Here is a 22,411-nt window from a genome sequence, read left to right on the forward strand (position 1 = left end):
GGCCGGGCACGACTGGAGGGGGCAGCGAGCATGCCGAGCAGAACCGCCGGGCCGCGCAAGGCCGCCGCGAAACGCGGCGGCCCCGCTCCCGTGCCGCCGCGGCCGGCCCGCCGTACGCGCGGCGGCCGGGGCGGGGTGCGCGGGCTCCGTGAGCGGGTCATGCGGGCCTGGGACCGGCCGCTCACGGCGTATTACGTGATCATCGGTGCGGGACTGCTCATCACCACGCTCGGCCTGGTGATGGTCTATTCCGCCTCGATGATCACGGCGCTCCGCTACGACCTGGTGCCCTCGTACTTCTTCCGCAAACAGTTCTTCGCGGCGCTGCTCGGCGCGGGACTGCTCCTGGCGGCCTCCCGGATGCCGGTGAAGCTGCACCGGGCGCTCGCGTACCCGATCCTGGTCGGCGCCATCTTCCTGATGGTGCTGGTCCAGGTGCCGGGGATAGGCGTCGCGGTCGGCGGCAACCAGAACTGGATCTCGCTCGGCGGCCCGTTCATGCTCCAGCCCAGCGAGTTCGGCAAGCTGGCGCTGATCCTGTGGGGGGCCGATCTGCTGGCCCGCAAACAGGACATGAAGCTGCTCGTCCAGTGGAAACACATGCTGGTCCCGCTGGTCCCGGGCACCTTCCTGCTGCTCGGCCTGATCATGCTGGGCGGCGACATGGGCACCGCCATCATCCTCACGGCCATCCTGTTCGGCCTGTTGTGGACGGCCGGCGCGCCCACCCGGCTGTTCGTCGGGGTGCTCGCCGTGGCCAGTGCCATCGGCGCCCTGCTGATCAAGACCAGCCCCCACCGGATGGAACGCTTCCAGTGCCTCGGCGCCAGCGACCCGGGCGGCGCGGGCGACCCCTGCTGGCAGGCCGCGCACGGGATCTACGCGCTGGCCTCCGGCGGATGGTTCGGATCCGGGCTTGGTGCGAGTGTGGAAAAATGGGGTCAACTCCCCGAAGCGCACACCGACTTCATCTTCGCCGTCACCGGGGAGGAACTGGGTCTGGCGGGGACGCTGTCGGTACTCGCCCTGTTCGCGGCTCTAGGCTATGCGGGTATCCGCGTGGCCGGAGGTACGGAAGACCCCTTCGTCAGGTATGCCGCGGGAGGCGTGACCACCTGGATCACGGCGCAGGCCGTGATCAATGTCGGTGCGGTGCTCGGTCTGCTGCCGATCGCCGGAGTCCCCCTCCCGCTGTTCTCCTACGGGGGCTCTGCCCTGCTGCCGACCATGTTCGCCGTCGGGCTGCTGATCGCTTTCGCGCGTCAGGAACCCGCCGCGAAAGCGGCCCTGGCCATCCGCCCCCACTGGGGCGAGCGGGCCGGGGGGAGATGGAAGTCGATGCGACGGCGCGTCAAGAAGCGTCCGTCCGGAGAGCGGTGAATTTCGGTGCATGTCGTCCTCGCCGGCGGAGGTACCGCCGGCCACATCGAGCCCGCGCTCGCCCTCGCGGATGCCCTGCGCAGGCGTGACCCCTCGGTGGGGATCACGGCGCTGGGCACGGAGCGCGGCCTGGAGACCCGGCTGGTGCCCGAGCGGGGCTACGAGCTGGCGCTCATCCCGGCCGTGCCGCTGCCGCGCAAGCCGACGCCCGAACTGCTCACCGTCCCCGGGCGGCTGCGCGGCACCATCAAGGCCGCCGAGCAGGTCCTGGAGCGTACCCAGGCGGACTGCGTGGTCGGCTTCGGCGGCTACGTGGCCCTGCCGGGCTATCTGGCCGCCAAGCGGCTCGGGGTGCCGATCGTGGTCCACGAGGCCAACGCCCGGCCCGGACTGGCCAACAAGATCGGCTCCCGGTTCGCCGCCGGTGTCGCCGTGGCCACCCCGGACTCCAAGCTGCGCGACGCCCGTTACATCGGCATCCCGCTGCGCTACACCATCGCGACCCTCGACCGGGCCCGGGTCCGCCCGGAGGCGCGCGCCGCGTTCGGTCTCGACCCGAACCTGCCGACGCTGCTGGTCTCCGGCGGCTCGCAGGGCGCCCGCCGCCTCAACGAGGTGGTCCAGCAGGTCGCTCCGGTGCTCCAGCGCTCGGGCATCCAGATCCTGCACGCGGTCGGCCCGAAGAACGAGGTGCCGCGTGTCGACAACATGCCCGGAATGCCGCCGTACGTGCCGGTACCGTACGTGGACCGGATGGACCTCGCGTACGCCGCGGCCGACATGATGCTCTGCCGCGCGGGCGCGATGACCGTCGCCGAGCTCTCCGCCGTCGGACTGCCGGCCGCCTATGTCCCGCTGCCGATCGGCAACGGCGAACAGCGGCTCAACGCCCAGCCGGTGGTCAAGGCGGGCGGTGGACTCCTCGTCGACGACGCGGAACTGACGCCGCAGTGGGTGCAGGGCAACGTCCTGCCCGTACTGGCCGATCCGCACCGGCTGTACGAGATGTCCCGCTCCGCCGCCGAGTTCGGCCGCCGGGACGCCGACGAGCTGCTGGTCGGCATGGTGTACGAGGCGATCGCCGCCCGCCGCTGACGGCGAACGGATCGAAGGGGCGTGCGGCTGTCGGAGATTCTTTCGACGGCCGCATCGGTACCCCGGCGGCGCCAAGGGCGCGACGAGCGAGGGAGAAGCTGTGGCGGCTGGAACCGCGACCGGCGGGAAACGGCGCCCCGGCGCCTCCGAAAGGCCGTCAGGGCGGCCCTCCGGGCCGGGCGTCCGGGGTTTTCGGCGCCCCGGCCCGCGCGCGCTCCTGATCGGCTTCGGCGCCCTGGTCCTGGTGGCCGGCGGCGTCTGGGCGCTGTACGGCTCCACCTGGCTGCGCGCGGAGAAGGTGACCACGACCGGCACGGAGGTGCTCACCCCCGGCGAGGTCGAGCGTGTCGCGGCCGTTCCGCTCGGCGCGCCGCTCGTGTCGGTCGACACGTCGGCCATCGAGGCGCGGCTGCGTCAACGGCTGCCGCGGATCGACGAGGTGGAGGTCGTCCGGTCATGGCCGCACGGAATCGGTCTGAATGTGACCGAACGTCATCCGGTTCTGCTGCTGGAAAAGGGCCGAAAGTTCATCGAAGTGGACTCCGGGGGAGTGCGGTTCGCCACCGTCGCGACCCCGCCCCGCGGTGTCCCCCGGCTCGTCCTCGACGTGGCCGAGTCGCCCAGTCTGCGGCGTTTCGACGCCGACCGGCTGCTGAGGACGGCGGTAGGCGTGACGGGCGAACTCCCGGAGAAAATCGCCCAAGACGTCCGTGTCGTCCGGATTACCTCCTTCGACTCCATCACTCTGGAGCTCGGCAGGGGTCGCAGCGTCTTCTGGGGCAGCGGCGAGCACGGGCAGGTCAAGGCCCGGGTGCTCACCGCGCTCATGAAGGCGACGCCCAAAGCGGGACACTTCGACGTAAGTGCCCCCACCGCACCCGCCTCTTCGAGGAGTTGACGCCCATCACCGCTGGCCAGCACCCTGGTTGGCCAGCGCTACGGGTGATCACATAGGGTGAAAAGAAAAACGGGAGGTTCGGCGTGTTCGTTGAACGGGCGCCACTTGTCGACTTAGTGTCCTGTTCGGAAGAGTCCAGCGAACAGAGACACTGGTAACCCTAAACTTCAACGTTAGGGTTTGGGTCGGCGTTCCGGACCGCCCCAATCGGCATCCGTCGTCGCGGCGCGCTTACCACCGCGAAGCGGCGACACGTAACTCGAGGCGAGAGGCCTTCGACGTGGCAGCACCGCAGAACTACCTCGCAGTCATCAAGGTCATCGGTGTCGGCGGCGGTGGTGTCAATGCCATCAACCGAATGATCGAGGTCGGCCTCAAGGGCGTCGAGTTCATCGCCATCAACACCGACGCTCAGGCGCTGTTGATGAGCGACGCCGACGTGAAGCTCGACGTCGGCCGTGAACTCACCCGCGGTCTCGGGGCCGGGGCCAACCCGGCGGTCGGCCGCAAGGCGGCAGAGGACCACCGTGAGGAGATCGAGGAGGTCCTCAAGGGGGCCGACATGGTCTTCGTCACCGCCGGCGAGGGCGGCGGCACCGGCACCGGCGGCGCCCCCGTCGTCGCCAACATCGCGCGCTCGCTCGGCGCCCTGACGATCGGTGTGGTCACCCGCCCGTTCACCTTCGAGGGCCGCCGTCGCGCCAACCAGGCGGAGGACGGCATCGCCGAGCTCCGCGAAGAGGTCGACACCCTCATCGTCATCCCGAACGACCGGCTGCTGTCCATCTCGGACCGCCAGGTGTCCGTGCTCGACGCCTTCAAGTCGGCCGACCAGGTGCTCCTCAGCGGCGTCCAGGGCATCACCGACCTCATCACCACCCCGGGTCTGATCAACCTCGACTTCGCCGACGTCAAGTCGGTCATGTCCGAGGCCGGTTCGGCCCTGATGGGCATCGGCTCCGCCCGCGGCGACGACCGCGCGGTGGCCGCCGCGGAGATGGCGATCTCCTCGCCGCTCCTGGAGGCGTCCATCGACGGCGCCCGCGGTGTGCTGCTCTCCATCTCCGGCGGCAGCGACCTCGGTCTCTTCGAGATCAACGAGGCCGCCCAGCTGGTGAGCGAGGCCGCCCACCCGGAGGCGAACATCATCTTCGGCGCCGTCATCGACGACGCCCTCGGCGACGAGGTCCGGGTCACCGTCATCGCGGCCGGCTTCGACGGCGGCCAGCCGCCGGCCCGCCGGGACAACATCATCGGCTCGGCCTCCAGCAAGCGCGAGGAGCCCGCCCCGGCCCCCCGCGCCGCCGAGCCGGCCCGCCCGCTGGGCGGCCTCGGCACGGTGACCCCGCGCGAGGAGCCCGTCCCGGTCCAGTCCGAGCCGGTGCGCCAGGCGAGCGAGAGCTCGCTGCCGCCCGTCGCCCCGCCGGTGGTCCCGCCGGCCCGTCCGTACCCGGACACCTCGGCCGAAGAGCTGGATGTCCCGGACTTCTTGAAGTGATAGGGCAGCGTTACGACACGAGCGGCGCCCACTTCGCCTTCACCGACCGGTGGGGCGGGGTGAGCGCCGTTCCGTACGAGGAGCTCAACCTCGGCGGCGCGGTCGGCGACGACCCGGACACGGTCCGGGCCAACCGCGCGCGGGCCGCCGGGGAGCTGGGCCTGGACCCGGCGCGGGTCGTCTGGATGAACCAGGTGCACGGCGCCGACGTCGCCGAGGTCGAAGGACCTTGGCCGACGGAGCGTGAGATCCCGTGCGTGGACGCCCTCGTGACGTCCCGTCCGGGCCTCGCACTCGCCGTCCTCACCGCCGACTGCGTTCCCGTCCTCCTCGCCGACCCGGTCGCCGGGGTGGTCGCCGCGGCCCACGCCGGACGTCCCGGCATGGTCGCCGGGGTGGTCCCCGCCGCCGTCGAGGCGATGCGGAAGCGGGGTGCCGATCCCGCCCGGATCGTCGCCCGCACCGGGCCCGCGGTCTGCGGCCGTTGCTACGAGGTGCCCGAGGCGATGCGTGCCGAGGTCGCCGCCGTGGAACCGGCCGCGTACGCGGAGACCTCCTGGGGCACCCCGGCCGTCGACGTGGCCGCCGGAGTCCGCGCCCAGTTGGAGCGGCTCGGCGTACGGGACGTCGCGGACGCCGGGGTGTGCACCCTGGAATCCCGTGACCACTACTCGTACCGCCGCGACCGCACCACGGGGCGACTCGCGGGATATGTCTGGCTGGACCCGAAGTCTCCTCGCTGAACGGGATCCGGCGCCCCCGCGGGCACCGTCCGCGGGGGAGGCACTCCCCGGCGTACCGCATCCCCGCAGACCCTTCTATTCCTTCTCCGGACCCCTTCTCCCGGGGGACCGCACCCCGAACCTCCCGCAGGAATGAGCTGATGACGGACCGCAAGGCGGAACTCGCCGCGAACCTCGCCCGGGTCGAGGAGCGCATCGCCGCCGCGTGCGCCGCCGCCGGGCGCGCGCGGGAGGAGGTGACCCTCGTCGTGGTCACCAAGACCTACCCCGCGAGCGATGTGCGATTCCTGTACGAACTCGGTGTGCGGCAGGTGGCCGAGAACCGGGACCAGGACGCGGCGCCGAAGGCCGCCGCGTGCGCGGATCTCGACCTCGACTGGCATTTCGTGGGTCAGTTGCAGACCAATAAGGTCCGCTCCGTGGTGGGTTATGCCGATGTGGTGCAGTCCGTCGACCGTTTGAAGCTGGTTTCCGCTCTGTCCGCGGCCGCCGTGAAGGCGGAGCGCGAACTGGGCTGTCTGATCCAGGTCGCCCTCGACGCCGAGGCCGGCGGGCGGGGCGACCGGGGCGGGGTGAGCCCCGACGGGATCGAGGAGTTGGCCGCCGCGGTGGACGCCGCGCCCGGACTGCGGCTCGGTGGACTGATGACCGTCGCACCGCTGGCCGGCCCGTACGCGGGCCGGCAACGGGCCGCCTTCGAGCGGCTCATGGATTTGTCGACTGCGCTGCGCGCGACCCGCCCGGCTGCGAACATGGTGTCAGCGGGGATGAGCGGGGACCTCGAAGAGGCCGTGGCGGCCGGTGCGACACATGTGCGCGTCGGTACTGCGGTGCTCGGAGTCCGTCCGAAGCTCGGGTAACGTCGCGAAGAGTCGGACCACAGCAGAAAATATGGTCAATCCGCCGAGGGGCGGGTGGACTCGTGGATCGCGGGCACTTGGTGACACTGCGACATTCGGTTAGGCGATCCACCACAGAGCGGAGGATGCGGAGATATGGCCGGCGCGATGCGCAAGATGGCGGTCTACCTCGGCCTCGTGGAGGACGATGGTTACGACGGCCGGGGGTTCGACCCCGACGACGACTTCGAACCCGAGTTGGAGCCGGAGCCCGAGCGCGACCGGCGCCACCACCAGCCGCCGCGGCAGGTGGAACGGGAGGAGCCGGCGCGCGTGGTGACGCCGCCCGCCCCCCGTGAGCCGGTGTCCCGTTCTGTACCGGTAACGGCAGAGAGCGTGCGCCCGGCCCGAATTGCCCCCGTGGCATCCATCACACCCGAACGTCCGAGCCTGGAGAAGAACGCGCCGGTGATCATGCCCAAGGTCGTGTCCGAGCGGGAGCCTTACCGCATCACCACTCTGCACCCGCGGACCTACAACGAGGCCCGTACCATCGGGGAACACTTCCGTGAGGGCACTCCGGTGATCATGAACCTCACGGAGATGGACGATACGGATGCGAAGCGACTTGTCGACTTCGCCGCCGGACTCGTCTTCGGTCTCCATGGCAGCATTGAGCGCGTGACGCAGAAGGTGTTCCTGTTGTCGCCTGCTAACGTCGATGTCACGGCGGAGGACAAGGCCCGTATCGCAGAGGGCGGATTCTTCAACCAGAGCTGAGAGCACGAGACCGAGAACGGCCGGCCGCGACACCGCGGCCGGACAAGTGAGAGCACGAAAGTCAGGGGAGAGGGAACCGCGGGATGGGCGTTGCGCTACAGGTGGTCTACATCGCGCTGATGTGCTTCCTGGTCCTCCTGATCCTCCGACTGGTCATGGACTACGTCTTCCAGTTCGCCCGTTCCTGGCGACCCGGCAAGGCGATGGTGGTCATTCTGGAAGCCACCTACACCGTCACCGATCCACCGCTCAAGCTTCTTCGGCGGCTCATCCCGCCGTTGCGTCTCGGGGGCGTGGCACTCGACCTGTCCTTCTTCGTTCTAATGATCATCGTTTTCATCCTGATTCGCGTCGTTGAGGGTTTCGCGCGGTGAGAATGGGGTGAATGTGGACGATACGGTCTTGCCGACTGCCGACGACTACGTAGAGGTGAAGAAGAGATGCCGCTGACTCCTGAGGACGTGCGGAACAAGCAGTTCACGACCGTCCGCCTTCGAGAAGGCTATGACGAGGACGAGGTGGATGCCTTCCTCGACGAGGTCGAAGCCGAACTGACCAAACTGCTCCGCGAGAACGAGGACCTGCGCGCCAAGCTGGCCGCCGCCACGCGTGCCGCCGCGCAGAGTCAGCAGCAGCAGAGCATGCGCAAGCCTCCCGAGCAGCCGGAGCGTCCCGGACCCGGCGGACCCGGGGCTCCCGTGCCCGCCGCCATATCGGGCCCGCCGGTACAGCAGCAGCCGCAGATGGGCCCGCCGCAGCTGCCGTCCGGTGCTCCCCAGCTTCCCCCCGGCCCCGGCCAGATGCAGGGCGGCCCGATGGGCCCCGGTCCCGGTCAGATGCAGGGCGGCCAGATGCAGGGTGGCCCGATGGGCCCCGGCCCCGGCCAGATGCAGGGCGGCCCCATGGGCCCCGGCCCGGGTCAGATGCAGGGCGGCCAGATGCAGGGTGGCCCGATGGGCCCCGGCCAGATGCAGGGCGGTCAGATGCAGGGCGGCCCCATGGGTCACCCGCAGCAGCAGCCGCCGATGCCGCCGCAGGCCCAGGGTCCGGGCGGCGACAGCGCCGCGCGTGTCCTGTCGCTGGCTCAGCAGACCGCCGACCAGGCGATCGCGGAGGCCCGTTCCGAGGCCAACAAGATCGTCGGCGAGGCCCGTTCGCGCGCCGAGGGCCTGGAGCGGGACGCCCGCGCCAAGGCCGACGCGCTGGAGCGGGACGCGCAGGAGAAGCACCGCGTCGCGATGGGCTCCCTGGAGTCCGCCCGCGCCACCCTCGAGCGCAAGGTCGAGGACCTGCGGGGCTTCGAGCGTGAGTACCGGACCCGCCTGAAGTCGTACCTCGAGTCCCAGCTGCGTCAGCTGGAGACCCAGGCCGACGACTCGCTGGCCCCGCCGCGCAGCCCGGCGGCCCCCTCGCTGCCGCCGTCGCCCTCCATGGCTCCGGCGGGCGCGGGAGCGCCGTCCTACGGCGGCAACAACGCGATGGCCGGCGGCCCTTCGTACGGCGGACAGCAGCAGATGTCCCCGGCGATGACCCAGCCGATGGCACCGGTGCGGCCGCAGGCGCCGCAGCCGATGCAGCAGGCGCCGGCGCCGATGCGCGGGTTCCTGATCGACGAGGACGACAACTGAGGGCGGCGGAGCCGCGCGTGAGCGCGTAGCCGTCGGCGGCAGTCGTTGAAGGACCGGCCCCTTGGGGGGTCGGTCCTTCGGCGTTTCTGGGGGTTCGGGGGTGGGGCGCTGCGCTGTGCTGTGGGGGTGGGGTGGTGCGGGGGCGCTGCGGCTTTGCGGGTGGGGGTTGCGTGGTGGTGGCGGGGCGTGCGGGGGCGCGGTCGGGGTTGCGGGGTGGTGCGCTGGGGTTTGTGGTGGGGGCGCGTGGGCCGGTCCGGGGGTCGTGTTCTGCACTGCATGATTTACGGCGCGGAGCCCTCACTTGTGCGTAAAGCGTTCTTTTTCCGCGCCACAAATCACGCTTTACGTTTCGAACACGACCCCCTTCCCGGCCCCCGCTCCCGTCGCTGTCTCTCCGCGCACCACCCCGCACCCCTTCCGCTTGAGTGGGGGATGGGGGTGGGTGCCGCCAGTTGGGTGGGAGGGAGGTGGGTGGGGGTGGCTGTGGTGGGGGCCTTGCCGGTTGTGTGTGGGGGGATTTCCGATTTTTTGGGGGCCCGGGATATGCGAAAGGCCCGGCCCCACCTTTGTCTTGTGGTGGGGGCGGGCCTTTCGCTGGTGTGGTTACGCCTTGCGGAGGCGGAACGTGAGGGACAGGCCCTCGTCCTCGAACGCGGTGCCGTACGTGGTGTCGGCCTCGCCCTCGGCGTAGTCCGTCGCCAGGACCTCGTCGGCGATGAGGCCGGCGTGGGCCGTCAGGGCCTCCGTGGTCTCCGGGGAGGTGGAGGTCCAGCGCAGGGCGATGCGGTCCGCGACGTCGAGGCCGCTGTTCTTGCGGGCCTCCTGGATCAGGCGGATCGCGTCACGGGCCAGGCCCGCCTTGCGGAGTTCCGGGGTGATCTCCAGGTCCAGGGCGACCGTGGCGCCCGAGTCGGAGGCGACCGACCAGCCCTCGCGCGGGGTCTCGGTGATGATGACCTCCTCGGCGGTGAGGAGGATCGTCTCGCCGCCCACCTCCAGCGGGGCCTCGCCGGAGCGCAGGGCCAGGGCGAGGGCCGCCGCGTCCGCCGCCGCGACCGCCTTGGCCACGTCCTGGACGCCCTTGCCGAAACGCTTGCCCAGCGCGCGGAAGTTGGCCTTGGCGGTGGTGTCGACGAGCGAGCCGCCGACCTCGGAGAGGGAGGCCAGAGAGGAGACGTTCAGCTCCTCCGTGATCTGGGCCTGGAGCTCCGGGGTCAGGTCCGCGAAGCCGGTCGCCGCGACCAGGGCGCGGGACAGCGGCTGACGGGTCTTCACGCCCGACTCGGCGCGGGTGGCGCGGCCGAGCTCGACCAGCCGGCGGACCAGCAGCATCCGCTCCGACAGCACCGGGTCGACCAGGGCGGCGTCCGCCTCGGGCCACGAGGCCAGGTGGACGGACTCCGGGGCGTCCGAGGTCACCGGGACCACCAGGTCCTGCCACACGCGCTCGGTGATGAACGGGGTCAGCGGGGCCATCAGCCGCGTGACCGTCTCCACGACCTCGTGCAGGGTGCGCAGCGCGGCCTTGTCGCCCTGCCAGAAGCGGCGGCGGGAGCGGCGGACGTACCAGTTCGACAGGTCGTCGACGAACGCCGAGAGCAGCTTGCCGGTCCGCTGGGTGTCGTACGCCTCCATCGCCTCGGTGGCCTCGGCCACCAGCGTGTTCAGCTCGCCGAGCAGCCAGCGGTCGAGGACCGGGCGGTCGGCCGGGGCCGGGTCGGCCGCGGAGGGGGCCCAGCCGGACGTACGGGCGTACAGCGCCTGGAAGGCGACCGTGTTCCAGTACGTCAGGAGGGTCTTGCGGACGACCTCCTGGATGGTGCCGTGGCCCACCCGGCGGGCCGCCCACGGCGAGCCGCCGGCCGCCATGAACCAGCGCACCGCGTCGGCGCCGTGCTGGTCCATCAGCGGGATCGGCTGGAGGATGTTGCCCAGGTGCTTGGACATCTTGCGGCCGTCCTCGGCGAGGATGTGGCCGAGGCAGACCACGTTCTCGTACGAGGACTTGTCGAAGACGAGCGTGCCGACCGCCATCAGCGTGTAGAACCAGCCGCGGGTCTGGTCGATCGCCTCGGAGATGAACTGCGCCGGGTAGCGGCGCTCGAACAGCTCCTTGTTCTGGTACGGGTAGCCGTGCTGCGCGAACGGCATGGAACCCGAGTCGTACCAGGCGTCGATGACCTCGGGCACGCGCACCGCTTCGAGGGAACAGCCCTCGGCCGGGCACGTGAAGGTGACGGCGTCGATGTACGGGCGGTGCGGGTCGAGCTCCGACTGGTCGGTGCCGGTCAGCTCGGTCAGCTCCGCGCGCGAGCCCACGCACGTGAGGTGGTCGTCGGCGCAGCGCCAGATGGGCAGCGGGGTGCCCCAGTAGCGGTTGCGGGACAGCGCCCAGTCGATGTTGTTGTTCAGCCAGTCGCCGAAGCGGCCGTGCTTGACCGAGTCCGGGAACCAGTTGGTCTTCTCGTTCTCTTCGAGAAGGCGGTCCTTCACGGCGGTCGTACGGATGTACCAGGACGGCTGCGCGTAGTAGAGCAGGGCCGTGTGGCAGCGCCAGCAGTGCGGGTAGCTGTGCTCGTACGCGATGTGCTTGAAGAGCACCCCGCGCGTGTCCAGGTCGGCGGTCAGCGCCTCGTCGGCCTTCTTGAAGAAGACGCCGCCGACCAGCGGGATGTCCTCCTCGAAGGTGCCGTCGGGGCGGACCGGGTTGACGACCGGCAGGCCGTAGGCGCGGCAGACCTTGAGGTCGTCCTCGCCGAAGGCGGGGGACTGGTGGACCAGACCCGTACCGTCCTCGGTCGTCACGTACTCGGCGTTGACGACGTAGTGCGCCGGCTCGGTGAACTCGACGAACTCGAAGGGACGCTGGTAGGTCCAGCGCTCCATCTCGGCGCCGGTGAAGGACTCGCCGGTGGTCACCCAGCCCTCGCCGAGCGCCTTGTCGAGCAGCGGCTCGGCGACGACGACGCGCTCGTCGCCGTCGGTGGCGACCACGTACGTCACCTCGGGGTGGGCGGCGACGGCCGTGTTGGACACCAGGGTCCACGGGGTGGTCGTCCACACCAGGAGCGCGGCCTTGCCGGCGAGCGGGCCGGAGGTCAGCGGGAAGCGGACGTAGACGGACGGGTCGACGACCGTCTCGTAGCCCTGCGCCAGCTCGTGGTCGGACAGGCCGGTGCCGCAGCGCGGGCACCAGGGGGCGACGCGGTGGTCCTGGACCAGCAGGCCCTTGTCGAAGATGGTCTTCAGCGACCACCAGACCGACTCGATGTACGAGGGGTCCATGGTGCGGTACGCGTCGTCCATGTCGACCCAGTAGCCCATACGGCTGGTCAGCTCGGCGAACGCGTCGGTGTGCCGGGTCACGGACTCGCGGCACTTGGCGTTGAACTCGGCGATGCCGTACGCCTCGATGTCCTTCTTGCCGGCGAAGCCCAGCTCCTTCTCGACCGCCAGCTCGACGGGCAGGCCGTGGCAGTCCCAGCCGGCCTTGCGGGCGACGTGGTAGCCGCGCATCGTGCGGAAGCGGGGGAAGACGTCCTTGAAGACGCGGGCCTCGATGTGGTGGGCGCCCGGCATGCCGTTCGCGGTCGGGGGGCCCTCGTAGAACACCCACTCGGGGCGTCCCTCGGACTGCTCCAGACTCTTGGCGAAGACCTTGTTGTCGCGCCAGAAGTCGAGCACGCCGTGCTCGAGCGCGGGCAGGTCTACCTGGGCGGGTACCTGGCGGTACTGCGAAGACATCGATCTTCCTCCGGCGGATGTGATGTGCCACGTTTCCGTCCGGAGGGACGAGAGCCTCGGCTCCCGCGGTACCACCCTCCTTGGCCACGGACACGACCGCGTCCGAAGCCCCCTCATTGGGGTCGCGACACCGGGTCTACTCGCCGTGGGTCCGCCACGGCTTTCTTCCGGCAGCTCCGGGGTGATGCTTCACATCGGGCACGCCCCCGGGCTCGCACCGTCCCCGGGTCGCTCATGGCTGCGTACGACGCTACTCGTCCCCATCCAAGCCTTTCGCTCCGCCCAGTGTACGGGGCCGGGCGCGGGTCGGCCGACTCGATTTCCGGCGGGTGGCGGGCACGGGCGGGGCCCCGGGCGCGTCCCCGGCCGTGTCCGGTCCGGCGTGACCCGAATGGCGACACCGCCCCGGACGGACTTCGGCGGCGGCCGTACGGGGGAGCGGTGCCGGGACGGCCCGCCCGTGCGCCGGGTGCGGCCGGGGCCGGTCGGCGCGGGGGCGCCGCCGGAGCGCGGGAGGGGGCGGCGTGCCCCGTTGCCGAGTGTCCCGGGCCGATTTATCGTCCCAGCACGATGCGCGCGCGTGATCACGAAGTGTGAAGGGGCCGCGACATGGTGGCGAAGAAGACCGCCGCGGAGAAGACCGCGCCGCCGGCCGGGAAGGCGGCGGCGTCCGGGGAGACGGCCGGCGAGACGGCCGACGAGACGGCCGACGAGACGGCCGGCGAGACGGCTCGGAAGGCCGCCGGGAAGGTGGCGAAGAAGGCCGTGAAGAAGGCTGCCGCCTCGAAAAAGGCGGTCGGGAAAGCCGCCGAGGCGGCGGCGCCCGTGAAGAAGGCGGCCGCCACCCCCGTGAAGAAGGCCGCCGCGGCGAAGAAGGCCCCGGCCCCCCGGGCCGCGCGTGAGAAGACAGGAGCCAGGAAGGTGCCAGCGAAGAAGACCGCGGGGGTCGCGACGAAGATCGGGGCCGACGCCGCGGTGCCCCCCGCCCGGGCCGGTGAGCTCGCCGTACGCCCGGGTGAGGACCCGTGGACCCCCGAGGAGGTCGCGGAGGCCCGCAACGAGCTCCAGGCCGAGGTGCTGCGGCTGCGCAGCGAGCTGATCCACTCCAGGGAGGAGCTGACCGGTCTGATGCGCGACTCCGGCGAGGGCGCCGGCGACGACCAGGCCGACACGGGCAGCAAGAACATCACCCGTGAGCACGAACTCTCCCTGGCCGCCAACGCGCGCGAGATGCTGGAGCAGACCGAGCACGCCCTGGAACGGCTCGACACGGGGACCTACGGACTCTGCGAGATCTGCGGCAAGCCCATCGGCAAGGCCAGGATGCAGGCGTTTCCGCGGGCCACGCTGTGCGTCGAGGACAAGCAGAAACAGGAACGCCGCGGCTGAGAGCCTGCCGGATGACCTCTGATCGGGCGGCCACGCCCTGACACGCACGCTTCCGGCGTTGCCGAAATACCCTGGTAGCTCCGCTACAAGGGCATCCCGGCGCCTTGGAATCGCACGCGCCACGCCGCGTCCGCTCTCCGACCCAAGGACACCCGACAGGCTCTGACGCGCGCGTGGGGGCGTGTCGTACCCTCGTGCACATGGCAGAGGCGGAGGGCGTCATCGATACGCCCGAATCAGCAGGAGCCGACGAGTCGGCCGGTCCCGAGACCGAGGAGCGCCCCCGCGGGAAGCGGAAGCTCGCGGCGCTGCTGGTGGTGGCCGTGCTCGCCTACCTCCTCGACCTCGGCAGCAAGATGCTCGTGGTCGCGCGCCTTGAGGGGCACGAGCCGATCGACGTGATCGGCGATCTGCTGCGCCTCAACGCCATCCGCAACAAGGGTGCCGCCTTCGGCATGGGCGAGGCGTACACGGTCATCTTCACCCTGATCGCGGCCGTCGTGATCACGGTGATCATCCGGCTGTCGCGCAAGCTCTACAGCCTGCCCTGGGCCATCGCCCTCGGTCTGCTGCTCGGCGGCGCGCTCGGCAACCTGACCGACCGGATCTTCCGCTCGCCCGGCATCTTCCGGGGCGCGGTCGTCGACTTCATCGCACCCGCGCACTTCGCCGTCTTCAACCTCGCCGACTCGGCGATCGTCTGCGGCGGCATCCTGATCGTGCTGCTGTCGTTCCGGGGCCTGGACCCCGACGGGACCATCCACAAGGACTGAGCAGGACCGAGAAGGCCCGAGCAGGACCGAGCAGGCCCGAGCAGGGCCGAGAAGGACCGGGCCGGACGGGCCGTACGGCGCTGCGGAGCGTCGTACGGCACCGGCGGGGCACGGGCCGGACGCCGGTGAGGCGAGGGGCCCGGGGCCGGTGAGGTCCGAGCGCCTTCCGGCACAAGGCATACTCGACAGGGTGAGCACGAGTCCCGAGATCCGCACCCTGCCCGTACCCGACGGCCTGGAGGGCGAGCGCGTCGACGCCGCCATCGCCCGTATGTTCGGGTTCTCCCGTACGAAGGCGGCCGAGCTGGCCGCCGCCGGCAAGGTCCTCGTCGACGGATCCGTCGTCGGCAAGTCCGAGCGGGTCAGCGGGGGTGCGTGGCTGGAGGTCGAGATGCCCGGCGCGCCCGCCCCGGTGCAGATCGTGGCCGAGCCCGTCCCGGGCATGGAGATCATCCACGACGACGACGACATCGTCGTCATCATGAAGCCGATCGGGGTCGCCGCCCACCCCAGCCCCGGCTGGACCGGCACCACCGTGATCGGCGGCCTCGCCGCCGCCGGCTACCGCATCTCCACCTCCGGCGCCGCCGAGCGCCAGGGCATCGTGCACCGGCTCGACGTCGGCACCTCCGGTCTGATGGTGGTGGCGAAGTCGGAGTACGCGTACACCTCGCTGAAGCGCCAGTTCAAGGAGCGCGTGGTCGACAAGCGCTACCACGCCCTCGTCCAGGGCCACCCGGACCCGCTGAGCGGCACCATCGACGCGCCCATCGGCCGGCACCCGAACCACGACTACAAGTGGGCCGTGACCGCCGACGGCAAGGCATCCGTGACCCACTACGACCTCATCGAGGCGTACCGGGCGGCCTCGCTGCTCGACATCAAGCTGGAGACGGGCCGCACCCACCAGATCCGGGTGCACATGTCCGCCCACCGCCACCCCTGCGTCGGTGACATCACCTACGGGGCCGACCCGACCATGGCCAAGCGCCTCGGGCTGACCCGGCAGTGGCTGCACGCCGTCCGGCTCGGCTTCGAGCACCCCGGCGACGGCCGCTGGGTCGAGTTCGAGAGCACCTACCCGGCCGACCTCCAGACCGCCCTCGACCGGATCGCGTCGGAGAGCCGGTGACCCTCGCCGCGGAGCCGGCGGGAGCCTCGGGCTCGGCGGGCTCGGCGGATTCCGTACGGTCTCCTCTCGCGTACGCGGTGCGCGAGATCACCGGGCCCGCCGACCGGGACGCCTGCTTCGCGGTGCGTCGCGAGGTCTTCGTCGAGGAGCAGGGCGTACCGGCGGACGAGGAGTTCGACGCGTACGACGAGACCGCCACGCAGCTGCTCGCGGTCCGCGCCGACGGCCTGCCGCTCGGCACCGGACGGCTGCTGTACGGGGCGGACGCCACCGGCAAGACCGGCGCCGACGCCTCCGTGGGCTCCCTCGGCCGGCTCGCCGTGTCCCGCGCCGCGCGCGGTCTCGGGGTCGGTGCCGCGCTGGTACGGGCGATCGAGGAGACGGCCCGGGCGCGTGGCCTCACCGCCGTCGATCTGCACGCGCAGACCAGGGCCCTCGGTTTCTACGAGCGGCTCGGCTATGTCGCGTACGGTCCGGAGTTCCCCGACGCGGGCATTCCGCACCGGGCGATGCGCCGCGCGCTCTGAGCGGCGCGAAGAGGATTTCTGAACGGGCGGTGGGCCCGGCGATCACCTGATCGCCGGGCCCACCGCCCTTTCGCGTGCGGGGGTGCTGCCTGTCGCGCCCTGCCCGGGGTGCTGCGGGCCGTCAGGCGTGGTCGTCCGCGAGCAGCCGCCGGGTGGCCCCCGACGCGAAGTCGGCGACCGTCGCCAGCTCGTCGCCCTGGTCGATCCTGCGGATGCACGCGTCGACCACGGCCTGGAGCACGGCCACCGTCAGCTCCGGCTGCGGATGCCCCAGGTCGGCGACGACCCGGGCGAGCGCCTCGTGCAGCGAGGTGTGCAGATTCCGCACCCGCTCCCGCGCCGACGGCGAGAGCGTGCTGCGCGAGAGCGAGGCGCGCCAGCCGTGGGTGCCCCGGGCGGCCTGTTCGAGGTTGGCCCGGACATAGGCGGCCGCCTGCTCCTCGGGGGTGCTCTCGGCCGCGATCGCCTGCTCCACGGCCTCGATCCAGGCGGGGAACTCCCGGGTCACGACCAGTTCGATCAGGTCTTCGACGGAGTCGACGTACCGGTAGATGCTGTTGCGGGCGATGCCCGCCCGCTTGGCGACCGCGCCGGCGGTGAGGGTCTGCGCACCGCCCTCGTCCAGGATCGCCTCGGTCGCGTCGATCAGCCGGGCGAGCCGCTGGGCCCGGTGCTCGCGGACACTGCCGGCTTCGATCTTGGGCATGCTCTCCGCTCCGCCTCGGGGGCGCCGTTCCGCCCCCGTCCCCATCTCGGTCTCACGCCAAATCTACCCCTGCGCCCGGGGCGCTCCGGGCGCGTGTTAGCTTGACGAAACTTAGAGACACCCTGTCTCTAAGTTTCCTCCGTGCGTCCGATCAGAGGCCCCCGATGCAATCGAAAGACTCCCGCCTGCTCCGATGTCTGCTGGGTTCGAGGAGACGCGCCGCCGCGGTGGTGGCGTTCTGGATCCTGCTCGCGGGCCTGCTCGCCGGGGTCGCCCCCGCGCTGGACTCCGTCGAGGACAACGCCTCCGCCAACCTCCCGCCCGCCGCCTCGGACTCCATGCGGGCCCTTGACCTGGTCCGTTCCGAGCTCCCGGGCCAGGACGCGACACCGGCGGTCGTCGTGGTGCGCGGCGCCGGCGCGGACCCGGCGGCGAGCGCCGGGCAGGCCGTCGCCCGTATCGCCTCGGCCCTGTCGGGCCCCGGCCGGCCTGAAGGCGTCACGGACGTGATCTCCACCGTGAGCGCGCCCGGCGCGGCGGCGGAGCTGGTCTCGCGGGACCGGGGCGCCCAGCTGATCGTCGTACCCCTGGCCGGGAACCCCTCGGACGAGTCCTTCCAGGACACGGTCGACCGGATACGGGCCCTCGCCGCCGACCGCGCCGGGCAGGCCGAGGTCGCCGTGACCGGCCCCGCCGGGATCGCCACCGACACCGTGAAGGTCTTCAGCGGCGGCGACAAGGTCCTGCTCCTGGCCACCGTCCTGCTCGTCCTCGTCATCCTCCTGGCCATCTACCGCTCGCCCCTGATGGCGCTCGTGCCCCTGGTCGCCGTCGGCGTGGCGATGCGGGTCGCGGAGACGACCGGCGCGCTCCTCGCGGACGCCGGGGTCATCACGGTCAGCTCCCAGACCGCGTCGATCATGACCGTGCTGCTGTTCGGGGTGGGCACGGACTACGCGCTGATCCTCACCGCCCGCTACCGCGAGGCCCTGCTCGGCGAACCGGACCGCCCGCGCGCCATGCTCCTCGCGGTGCGCCGGACCGCCGAATCGGTCCTGGCCAGCGCCTCCACCGTCGTGCTCGCCATGTTCGCCCTGCTCGCGGCCGTCTCCCCGGCGCTGCACGGCTTCGGTCCGTATCTCGCCCTCGGCGTCGCCGTCATGGCGCTGGTCGCGTTCACCTTCATCCCCGCCCTGGTCCTCCTCCTCGGCAAGGGCGTCTTCTGGCCGGGCGGCGTGGACCGGGCCGCCCGCCGCGGTCAGGGCGCGGGCGTCTGGCACCGCGTCGCCGTGCTCGTCGCCCGGGCCCCGGTCAAGGTCGCCTCGGCCGTGGTCGCCCTGCTCGTCGTGATGAGCGCCGGACTGCTCGGCTACCAGGAGAGCTTCGACACCCTCGGCGGCTTCCGGGCCGCCACCGAGTCGGAACGCGGACAGCGCCTCGTCCAGGAGGAGTTCGGGCCCGGCGAGAGCGCGCCCGCCACCGTCGTCGTCCGCTCCCGAGGCGATCTGCGGACCGGCCCCGTGTCCGCCGCCGTCACCGGCGCGCTCGCCTCCGCCGACGGCGTCGCCCGGGTCGGGGAACGTCCCCGCTTCGCGGCGGACGGCAAAACCGCCTTCTACGAGGTCGTCCTGGACCGCGACCCCTACAGCACCGAGGCCCTCGACGCGATCGCTCCGCTGGGGGAGACCGCGCGGACCGCGGCCACCGGAGCCGGAGCGGACGACGCCACGGTGTACATCGGAGGGGAGACGGCCCGGAGCGCCGACATCCGTTCCGCCCTCGACCGCGACACGAAGCTCGTCGTCCTGCTGGTCCTCGGCATCGTCACCTCGGTCCTCGGCCTGCTGCTGCGCTCGCTCCTCGCGCCGCTCTACCTGGTCGCGACCCTCGTCCTGTCGTTCCTGGCCACCCTGGGCGCGACCACGTTCCTCACCCTGACCGTCCTCGGCGACGACGGCATCGGCAACCGCGTCACCGCCTACATCTTCGTCTTCCTCGTCGCGCTCGGCGTCGACTACAACATCTTCATCATGAGCCGGTTCAAGCAGGAGCTGCGCCGCCGGCCGCCGGCCGAGGCCATCAGCGTCGCCCTGACCCGTACCGGCGGGGTGGTCTCCTCGGCGGGGCTCATCCTCGCGGCGACCTTCGCCGTCCTGACGACCCAGCCGATCCGCGAACTCTTCCAGTTCGGGTTCGCCATGGCCCTCGGCATCCTGCTGGACACCTTCCTGGTCCGGCCGCTCCTGGTCCCGGCTCTGGTGCGGCTGCTCGGCGACCGCGCGCTGTGGCCGGCGCGTCCCCCGCGTCCCACGGGGCCCGCCGACCCCGCGGGCCCCTCGCTCCCGGCGGACCCGGTGGACCCGGTGGATCCGGTGGATCCGGTGGACCTGTCGGACCCGGGATCCCATCCGGCCCCGGCGGTCGACGTCCTGACCGGGCGTCTGCTGCGCGCGTTCCGCTGGATCGCGGTCGTCGAAGCCTGCACCTGGGCCGGGCTGCTGGTCGGGATGTACGTCAAGTACGGGCCCGGGACCACCGAACTGGGCGTACGGATCTTCGGGGCCCTGCACGGTGCCGCGTTCGTGGTCTACGTCCTCCTGACCGCCCTGCTGGCGATCCGGCTGAAGTGGCGGCTGGGCCGGACGACCCTCTTCGCCCTGCTGGCCTCCGTACCGCCGTTCGCGACCCTGGCCTTCGAGGCATGGGCCCGCCGCACCGGCCGGATTCCCGGGCGGGAGACGGCCCCTTCGCCCGCTCCCGCCGGGTAGGACACACCGGCTCACGGAGGAAGGACCGGGGGCAATCGATGCCAAACGGGACGTACGTGACAGGGTAGGGGTCGTGGATCAATTGGCCCTGCTGTTCCTGCTCCTGCTCGGCGCCGTGCTCACCGTTCCGCTCGGAAGCCGGCTCGGGCTGCCCGCGCCCGTTCTGATGACCCTCATCGGGGTCGCGCTGGCCTTCCTCCCGTTCGTTCCCAACGTCGACATCCCACCCGAGTTCATCCTGCCGCTGGTGCTGCCACCCCTGCTCTACGCGTCGGTCCAGCGCACCTCCTGGCGGCAGTTCGCGGCCAACCGGCGGCCGATCTTCCTGCTCGCGGTGGCCCTGGTGTTCGTCACCACGGCCGCCGTCGGCGCCGTCGCGGACGCGCTGGTGCCGGGCATCCCGCTGGCCGCCGCGCTCGCCCTCGGCGCCCTGGTCGCGCCCCCCGACCCGGTCGCGGCCACCGCCGTGGCCGGGTCGCTCGGTCTGCCCCGGCGCCTGGTGTCGATCCTGGAGGGCGAGGGCCTGTTCAACGACGTCACCGCGATCGTGCTCTACCACGTGGCGATCACGGCCGTCGTCAGCGGGCACTTCTCCTGGTCGCACGCGCTGGGCGAACTGGTCCTGTCGGCGGTCGTCGCGGTCGTGGTCGGTGTCGCCCTCGGCTGGATCACCAACAAACTGATCGTCATCCTGGGCGATCCGACCCTGCAGACCGGTCTCACCCTCCTCGTGCCCTTCGTCTCCTACGTCATCGCGGAGGAGCTGCACGGCTCGGGCGTGCTCGGCGTGCTGGTCACCGCGCTGTTCCTGGCGGAGCACGCGAGCGACGCCGACGACGTGATGGGGCGGCTCGCCGGGCAGACCTTCTGGGAGGTCGTCGACACCCTCGTCACCGGTATCGCGTTCGGTCTGATCGGCCTGGAGCTGGTGCACGTCTTCGGTGTCGCGGAGGGGCGCGGCTGGCAGATGGTCGGCTGGGGCGCGGCCGTCGTCGGTGTGGTCGTCGGGGTGCGGCTGCTCTGGCTGCTGCCGGCGTCCTGGCTGGCGAAACGGCTGCACACCCGGCGGGACTTCGCCGAGGAGATCCCGATGAGCTGGCGGGAGAGCGTCGTCATGTGGTGGGCCGGGATGCGTGGGGTGGCCTCGGTCGCGCTGGCGCTCGCCATCCCGCTGGAGACGAGCGACGGTTCGCCCTTCCCCGGCCGTGACGTGCTGATCTTCATCGCGTTCTGCGTGATCCTCACGACCCTGGTGCTCCAGGGGCTCACCCTGCCCTGGCTGGTGCGCAAGCTCGGGGTGAAGGCGGACGCCGAGGCCGAGCGGGTCTACGAGCGGGACCTGGCGATCCGGGCGGCCAAGGCCGCGCGCCTGCGGCTGAAGGAGGTCGAGGAGGTGGAGGAGCTGCCCGAGGACCTGGCCGAGCGGTTGCAGCGCGCCGCCTTCGACATCGGCGCCCGGATCAGCGCGGACATGGTGGACGACGAGCGGCGGGCCGCCTTCACCCAGCGGGTGCAGCGGATGGCCACCCTCCAGCGGGTCCAGCGGGAGATGATGTCGGCCGCCCGGCACGAGGTCCTGGCGGCGCGCAGCGAACCGGGGGCCGATCCGGAGGTGGTGGACCGGGTGCTGCGCCAGCTGGACGTGCGCAGCATGCGCTGACGGAGGCGGCGGACGGGCGGCCGGGCCGGCGGGTGGCCGGGCCGGCGGGTGGGCGCGTCGGGCGTGCGGGGCGGGAGTGCGGGCGGGGGAGCGTACGGCGTCGGCCGGGACGTACGGCATATGCCGGTCCGGCCTCGCGCACGGTACGCATATGCCGCACCGCGGCGGCGGGCGCGGCCGGGACCGGATGGCAGGATGGGACGTATGGACATCATGCTCTTCCACTCCACCTACGGTCTGACGCCTTCCGTGACCGCCGCGGCCGAGCGGCTGCGGGCCGCCGGGCACCGGGTCTGGACGCCGGACCTCTTCGACGGCCGGACGGCCGCCACGGTGGAGGAGGGCATGGCGCTGCGCGACGCCCTCGGCAAGGAGGAGCTGCTGAAGCGGGCGGTGCTCGCGGCGGCGCCGTACTCGGAGCAGGGCCTGGTCTACATGGGCCTGTCCTTCGGGGCCTCGGTGGCGCAGACGCTGGCGCTGGGCGACGAGAAGGCGCGCGGACTGCTGCTGTTCCACGGCACCTCGGACATCGCCGAGTCGGCGGCCGTGGACGAGCTCCCGGTCCAGCTGCACGTGGCCGAGCCCGACCCGTTCGAGACGGACGACTGGCTGTCGTCCTGGTATCTGCGGATGCGCCAGGTGGGCGCGGACGTGGAGGTCTACCGCTACCGGGGCGCCGGGCACCTGTACACCGACCCGGAGCTGCCGGACTACGACGCGGAGGCGGCGGAGCGCACCTGGGCGGTGGCCCTGGCCTTCCTCGACAGCCTCTAGGAAATCGGCGAGACCGTCCGAAGACGCGAGAAGCGTACGAGAAGTACGCGAGAAGCACGCGAGAAGCACGCGAGGGC

At 71.6% G+C, this 22,411-nt stretch carries 18 protein-coding genes; 16 read left to right on the plus strand and 2 right to left on the minus strand.

Annotated elements, in window-relative coordinates:
* The first annotated feature begins 30 nt into the window (after positions 1–30).
* The 9 genes from ftsW (at position 31) to ABZ990_RS10550 (ending at position 8,861) form a co-directional block, all read left to right on the plus strand.
* Positions 31–1,380, plus strand: coding sequence for a putative lipid II flippase FtsW (ftsW, locus tag ABZ990_RS10510; protein WP_361228388.1), 1,350 nt, complete (start codon positions 31–33; stop codon positions 1,378–1,380).
* A gap of 6 nt (positions 1,381–1,386) precedes the next feature.
* On the plus strand, positions 1,387–2,475 hold the full coding sequence (gene murG, locus ABZ990_RS10515) for an undecaprenyldiphospho-muramoylpentapeptide beta-N-acetylglucosaminyltransferase (protein WP_361228391.1): 1,089 nt from the start codon (positions 1,387–1,389) through the stop codon (positions 2,473–2,475).
* A gap of 100 nt (positions 2,476–2,575) precedes the next feature.
* The gene (locus tag ABZ990_RS10520) at positions 2,576–3,373 is read left to right on the plus strand and encodes an FtsQ-type POTRA domain-containing protein (RefSeq protein WP_361228394.1); all 798 of its coding nucleotides are present in this window, start codon (positions 2,576–2,578) and stop codon (positions 3,371–3,373) included.
* A gap of 280 nt (positions 3,374–3,653) precedes the next feature.
* On the plus strand, positions 3,654–4,871 hold the full coding sequence (gene ftsZ / locus ABZ990_RS10525) for a cell division protein FtsZ (RefSeq protein WP_361228397.1): 1,218 nt from the start codon (positions 3,654–3,656) through the stop codon (positions 4,869–4,871).
* On the plus strand, positions 4,868–5,614 hold the full coding sequence (gene pgeF, locus ABZ990_RS10530; RefSeq protein ID WP_361228400.1) for a peptidoglycan editing factor PgeF: 747 nt from the start codon (positions 4,868–4,870) through the stop codon (positions 5,612–5,614). Before ftsZ ends, pgeF begins: the two co-directional genes overlap by 4 nt.
* 140 nt (positions 5,615–5,754) lie before the next feature.
* The gene (locus tag ABZ990_RS10535) at positions 5,755–6,474 is read left to right on the plus strand and encodes a YggS family pyridoxal phosphate-dependent enzyme (protein WP_361228403.1); all 720 of its coding nucleotides are present in this window, start codon (positions 5,755–5,757) and stop codon (positions 6,472–6,474) included.
* Between the two features lie 135 nt (positions 6,475–6,609).
* Positions 6,610–7,233 (plus strand): cell division protein SepF, encoded by a 624-nt coding sequence (sepF, locus tag ABZ990_RS10540; RefSeq protein ID WP_361228405.1) that lies wholly within the window; start codon positions 6,610–6,612, stop codon positions 7,231–7,233.
* A gap of 83 nt (positions 7,234–7,316) precedes the next feature.
* Positions 7,317–7,607 carry a YggT family protein gene (locus tag ABZ990_RS10545; RefSeq protein ID WP_361228408.1) on the plus strand — a complete coding sequence of 97 codons (291 nt, stop codon included), beginning with the start codon at positions 7,317–7,319 and terminating at the stop codon, positions 7,605–7,607.
* 66 nt (positions 7,608–7,673) lie between these two features.
* A complete protein-coding gene (locus ABZ990_RS10550) occupies positions 7,674–8,861 on the plus strand; it encodes a DivIVA domain-containing protein (RefSeq protein ID WP_361228411.1) in 1,188 nt (395 codons plus the stop codon).
* 603 nt (positions 8,862–9,464) lie between these two features.
* On the opposite strand, the gene ileS is transcribed toward ABZ990_RS10550, so the two are convergent.
* Positions 9,465–12,605, minus strand: coding sequence for an isoleucine--tRNA ligase (gene ileS, locus ABZ990_RS10555; RefSeq protein ID WP_361228414.1), 3,141 nt, complete (start codon positions 12,603–12,605; stop codon positions 9,465–9,467).
* A gap of 609 nt (positions 12,606–13,214) precedes the next feature.
* Here ileS and ABZ990_RS10560 point away from each other — a divergent pair.
* From ABZ990_RS10560 to ABZ990_RS10575, 4 genes are all read left to right on the plus strand, one after another.
* Positions 13,215–13,994: a TraR/DksA C4-type zinc finger protein gene (locus tag ABZ990_RS10560; RefSeq protein WP_361228417.1), complete on the plus strand. Its 780-nt coding sequence runs from the start codon at positions 13,215–13,217 to the stop codon at positions 13,992–13,994.
* Positions 13,995–14,194: 200 nt separating this feature from the next.
* Positions 14,195–14,767 (plus strand): signal peptidase II, encoded by a 573-nt coding sequence (gene lspA, locus ABZ990_RS10565; protein ID WP_361228420.1) that lies wholly within the window; start codon positions 14,195–14,197, stop codon positions 14,765–14,767.
* Between the two features lie 190 nt (positions 14,768–14,957).
* Positions 14,958–15,899, plus strand: coding sequence for an RluA family pseudouridine synthase (locus tag ABZ990_RS10570; RefSeq protein ID WP_361228423.1), 942 nt, complete (start codon positions 14,958–14,960; stop codon positions 15,897–15,899).
* Positions 15,900–15,976: 77 nt separating this feature from the next.
* The gene (locus ABZ990_RS10575) at positions 15,977–16,426 is read left to right on the plus strand and encodes a GNAT family N-acetyltransferase (protein WP_361228673.1); all 450 of its coding nucleotides are present in this window, start codon (positions 15,977–15,979) and stop codon (positions 16,424–16,426) included.
* Between the two features lie 121 nt (positions 16,427–16,547).
* On the opposite strand, the gene ABZ990_RS10580 is transcribed toward ABZ990_RS10575, so the two are convergent.
* A complete protein-coding gene (locus ABZ990_RS10580; protein ID WP_361228426.1) occupies positions 16,548–17,132 on the minus strand; it encodes a TetR/AcrR family transcriptional regulator in 585 nt (194 codons plus the stop codon).
* A 227-nt stretch (positions 17,133–17,359) separates the two neighbouring features.
* Between ABZ990_RS10580 and ABZ990_RS10585 the strand changes: the two genes are divergently transcribed.
* From ABZ990_RS10585 to ABZ990_RS10595, 3 genes are all read left to right on the plus strand, one after another.
* A complete protein-coding gene (locus ABZ990_RS10585) occupies positions 17,360–19,900 on the plus strand; it encodes an MMPL family transporter (RefSeq protein WP_361228429.1) in 2,541 nt (846 codons plus the stop codon).
* Positions 19,901–19,973: 73 nt separating this feature from the next.
* Positions 19,974–21,560, plus strand: coding sequence for a Na+/H+ antiporter (locus tag ABZ990_RS10590; RefSeq protein WP_361228431.1), 1,587 nt, complete (start codon positions 19,974–19,976; stop codon positions 21,558–21,560).
* A gap of 204 nt (positions 21,561–21,764) precedes the next feature.
* Entirely contained in the window at positions 21,765–22,334 is a 570-nt protein-coding gene (locus tag ABZ990_RS10595) for a dienelactone hydrolase family protein (RefSeq protein WP_361228434.1), read from the plus strand.
* The last annotated feature ends 77 nt before the right edge of the window (positions 22,335–22,411 follow it).

This window comes from Streptomyces sp. NPDC046203, from assembly GCF_040646255.1.
Classification (GTDB): domain Bacteria; phylum Actinomycetota; class Actinomycetes; order Streptomycetales; family Streptomycetaceae; genus Streptomyces.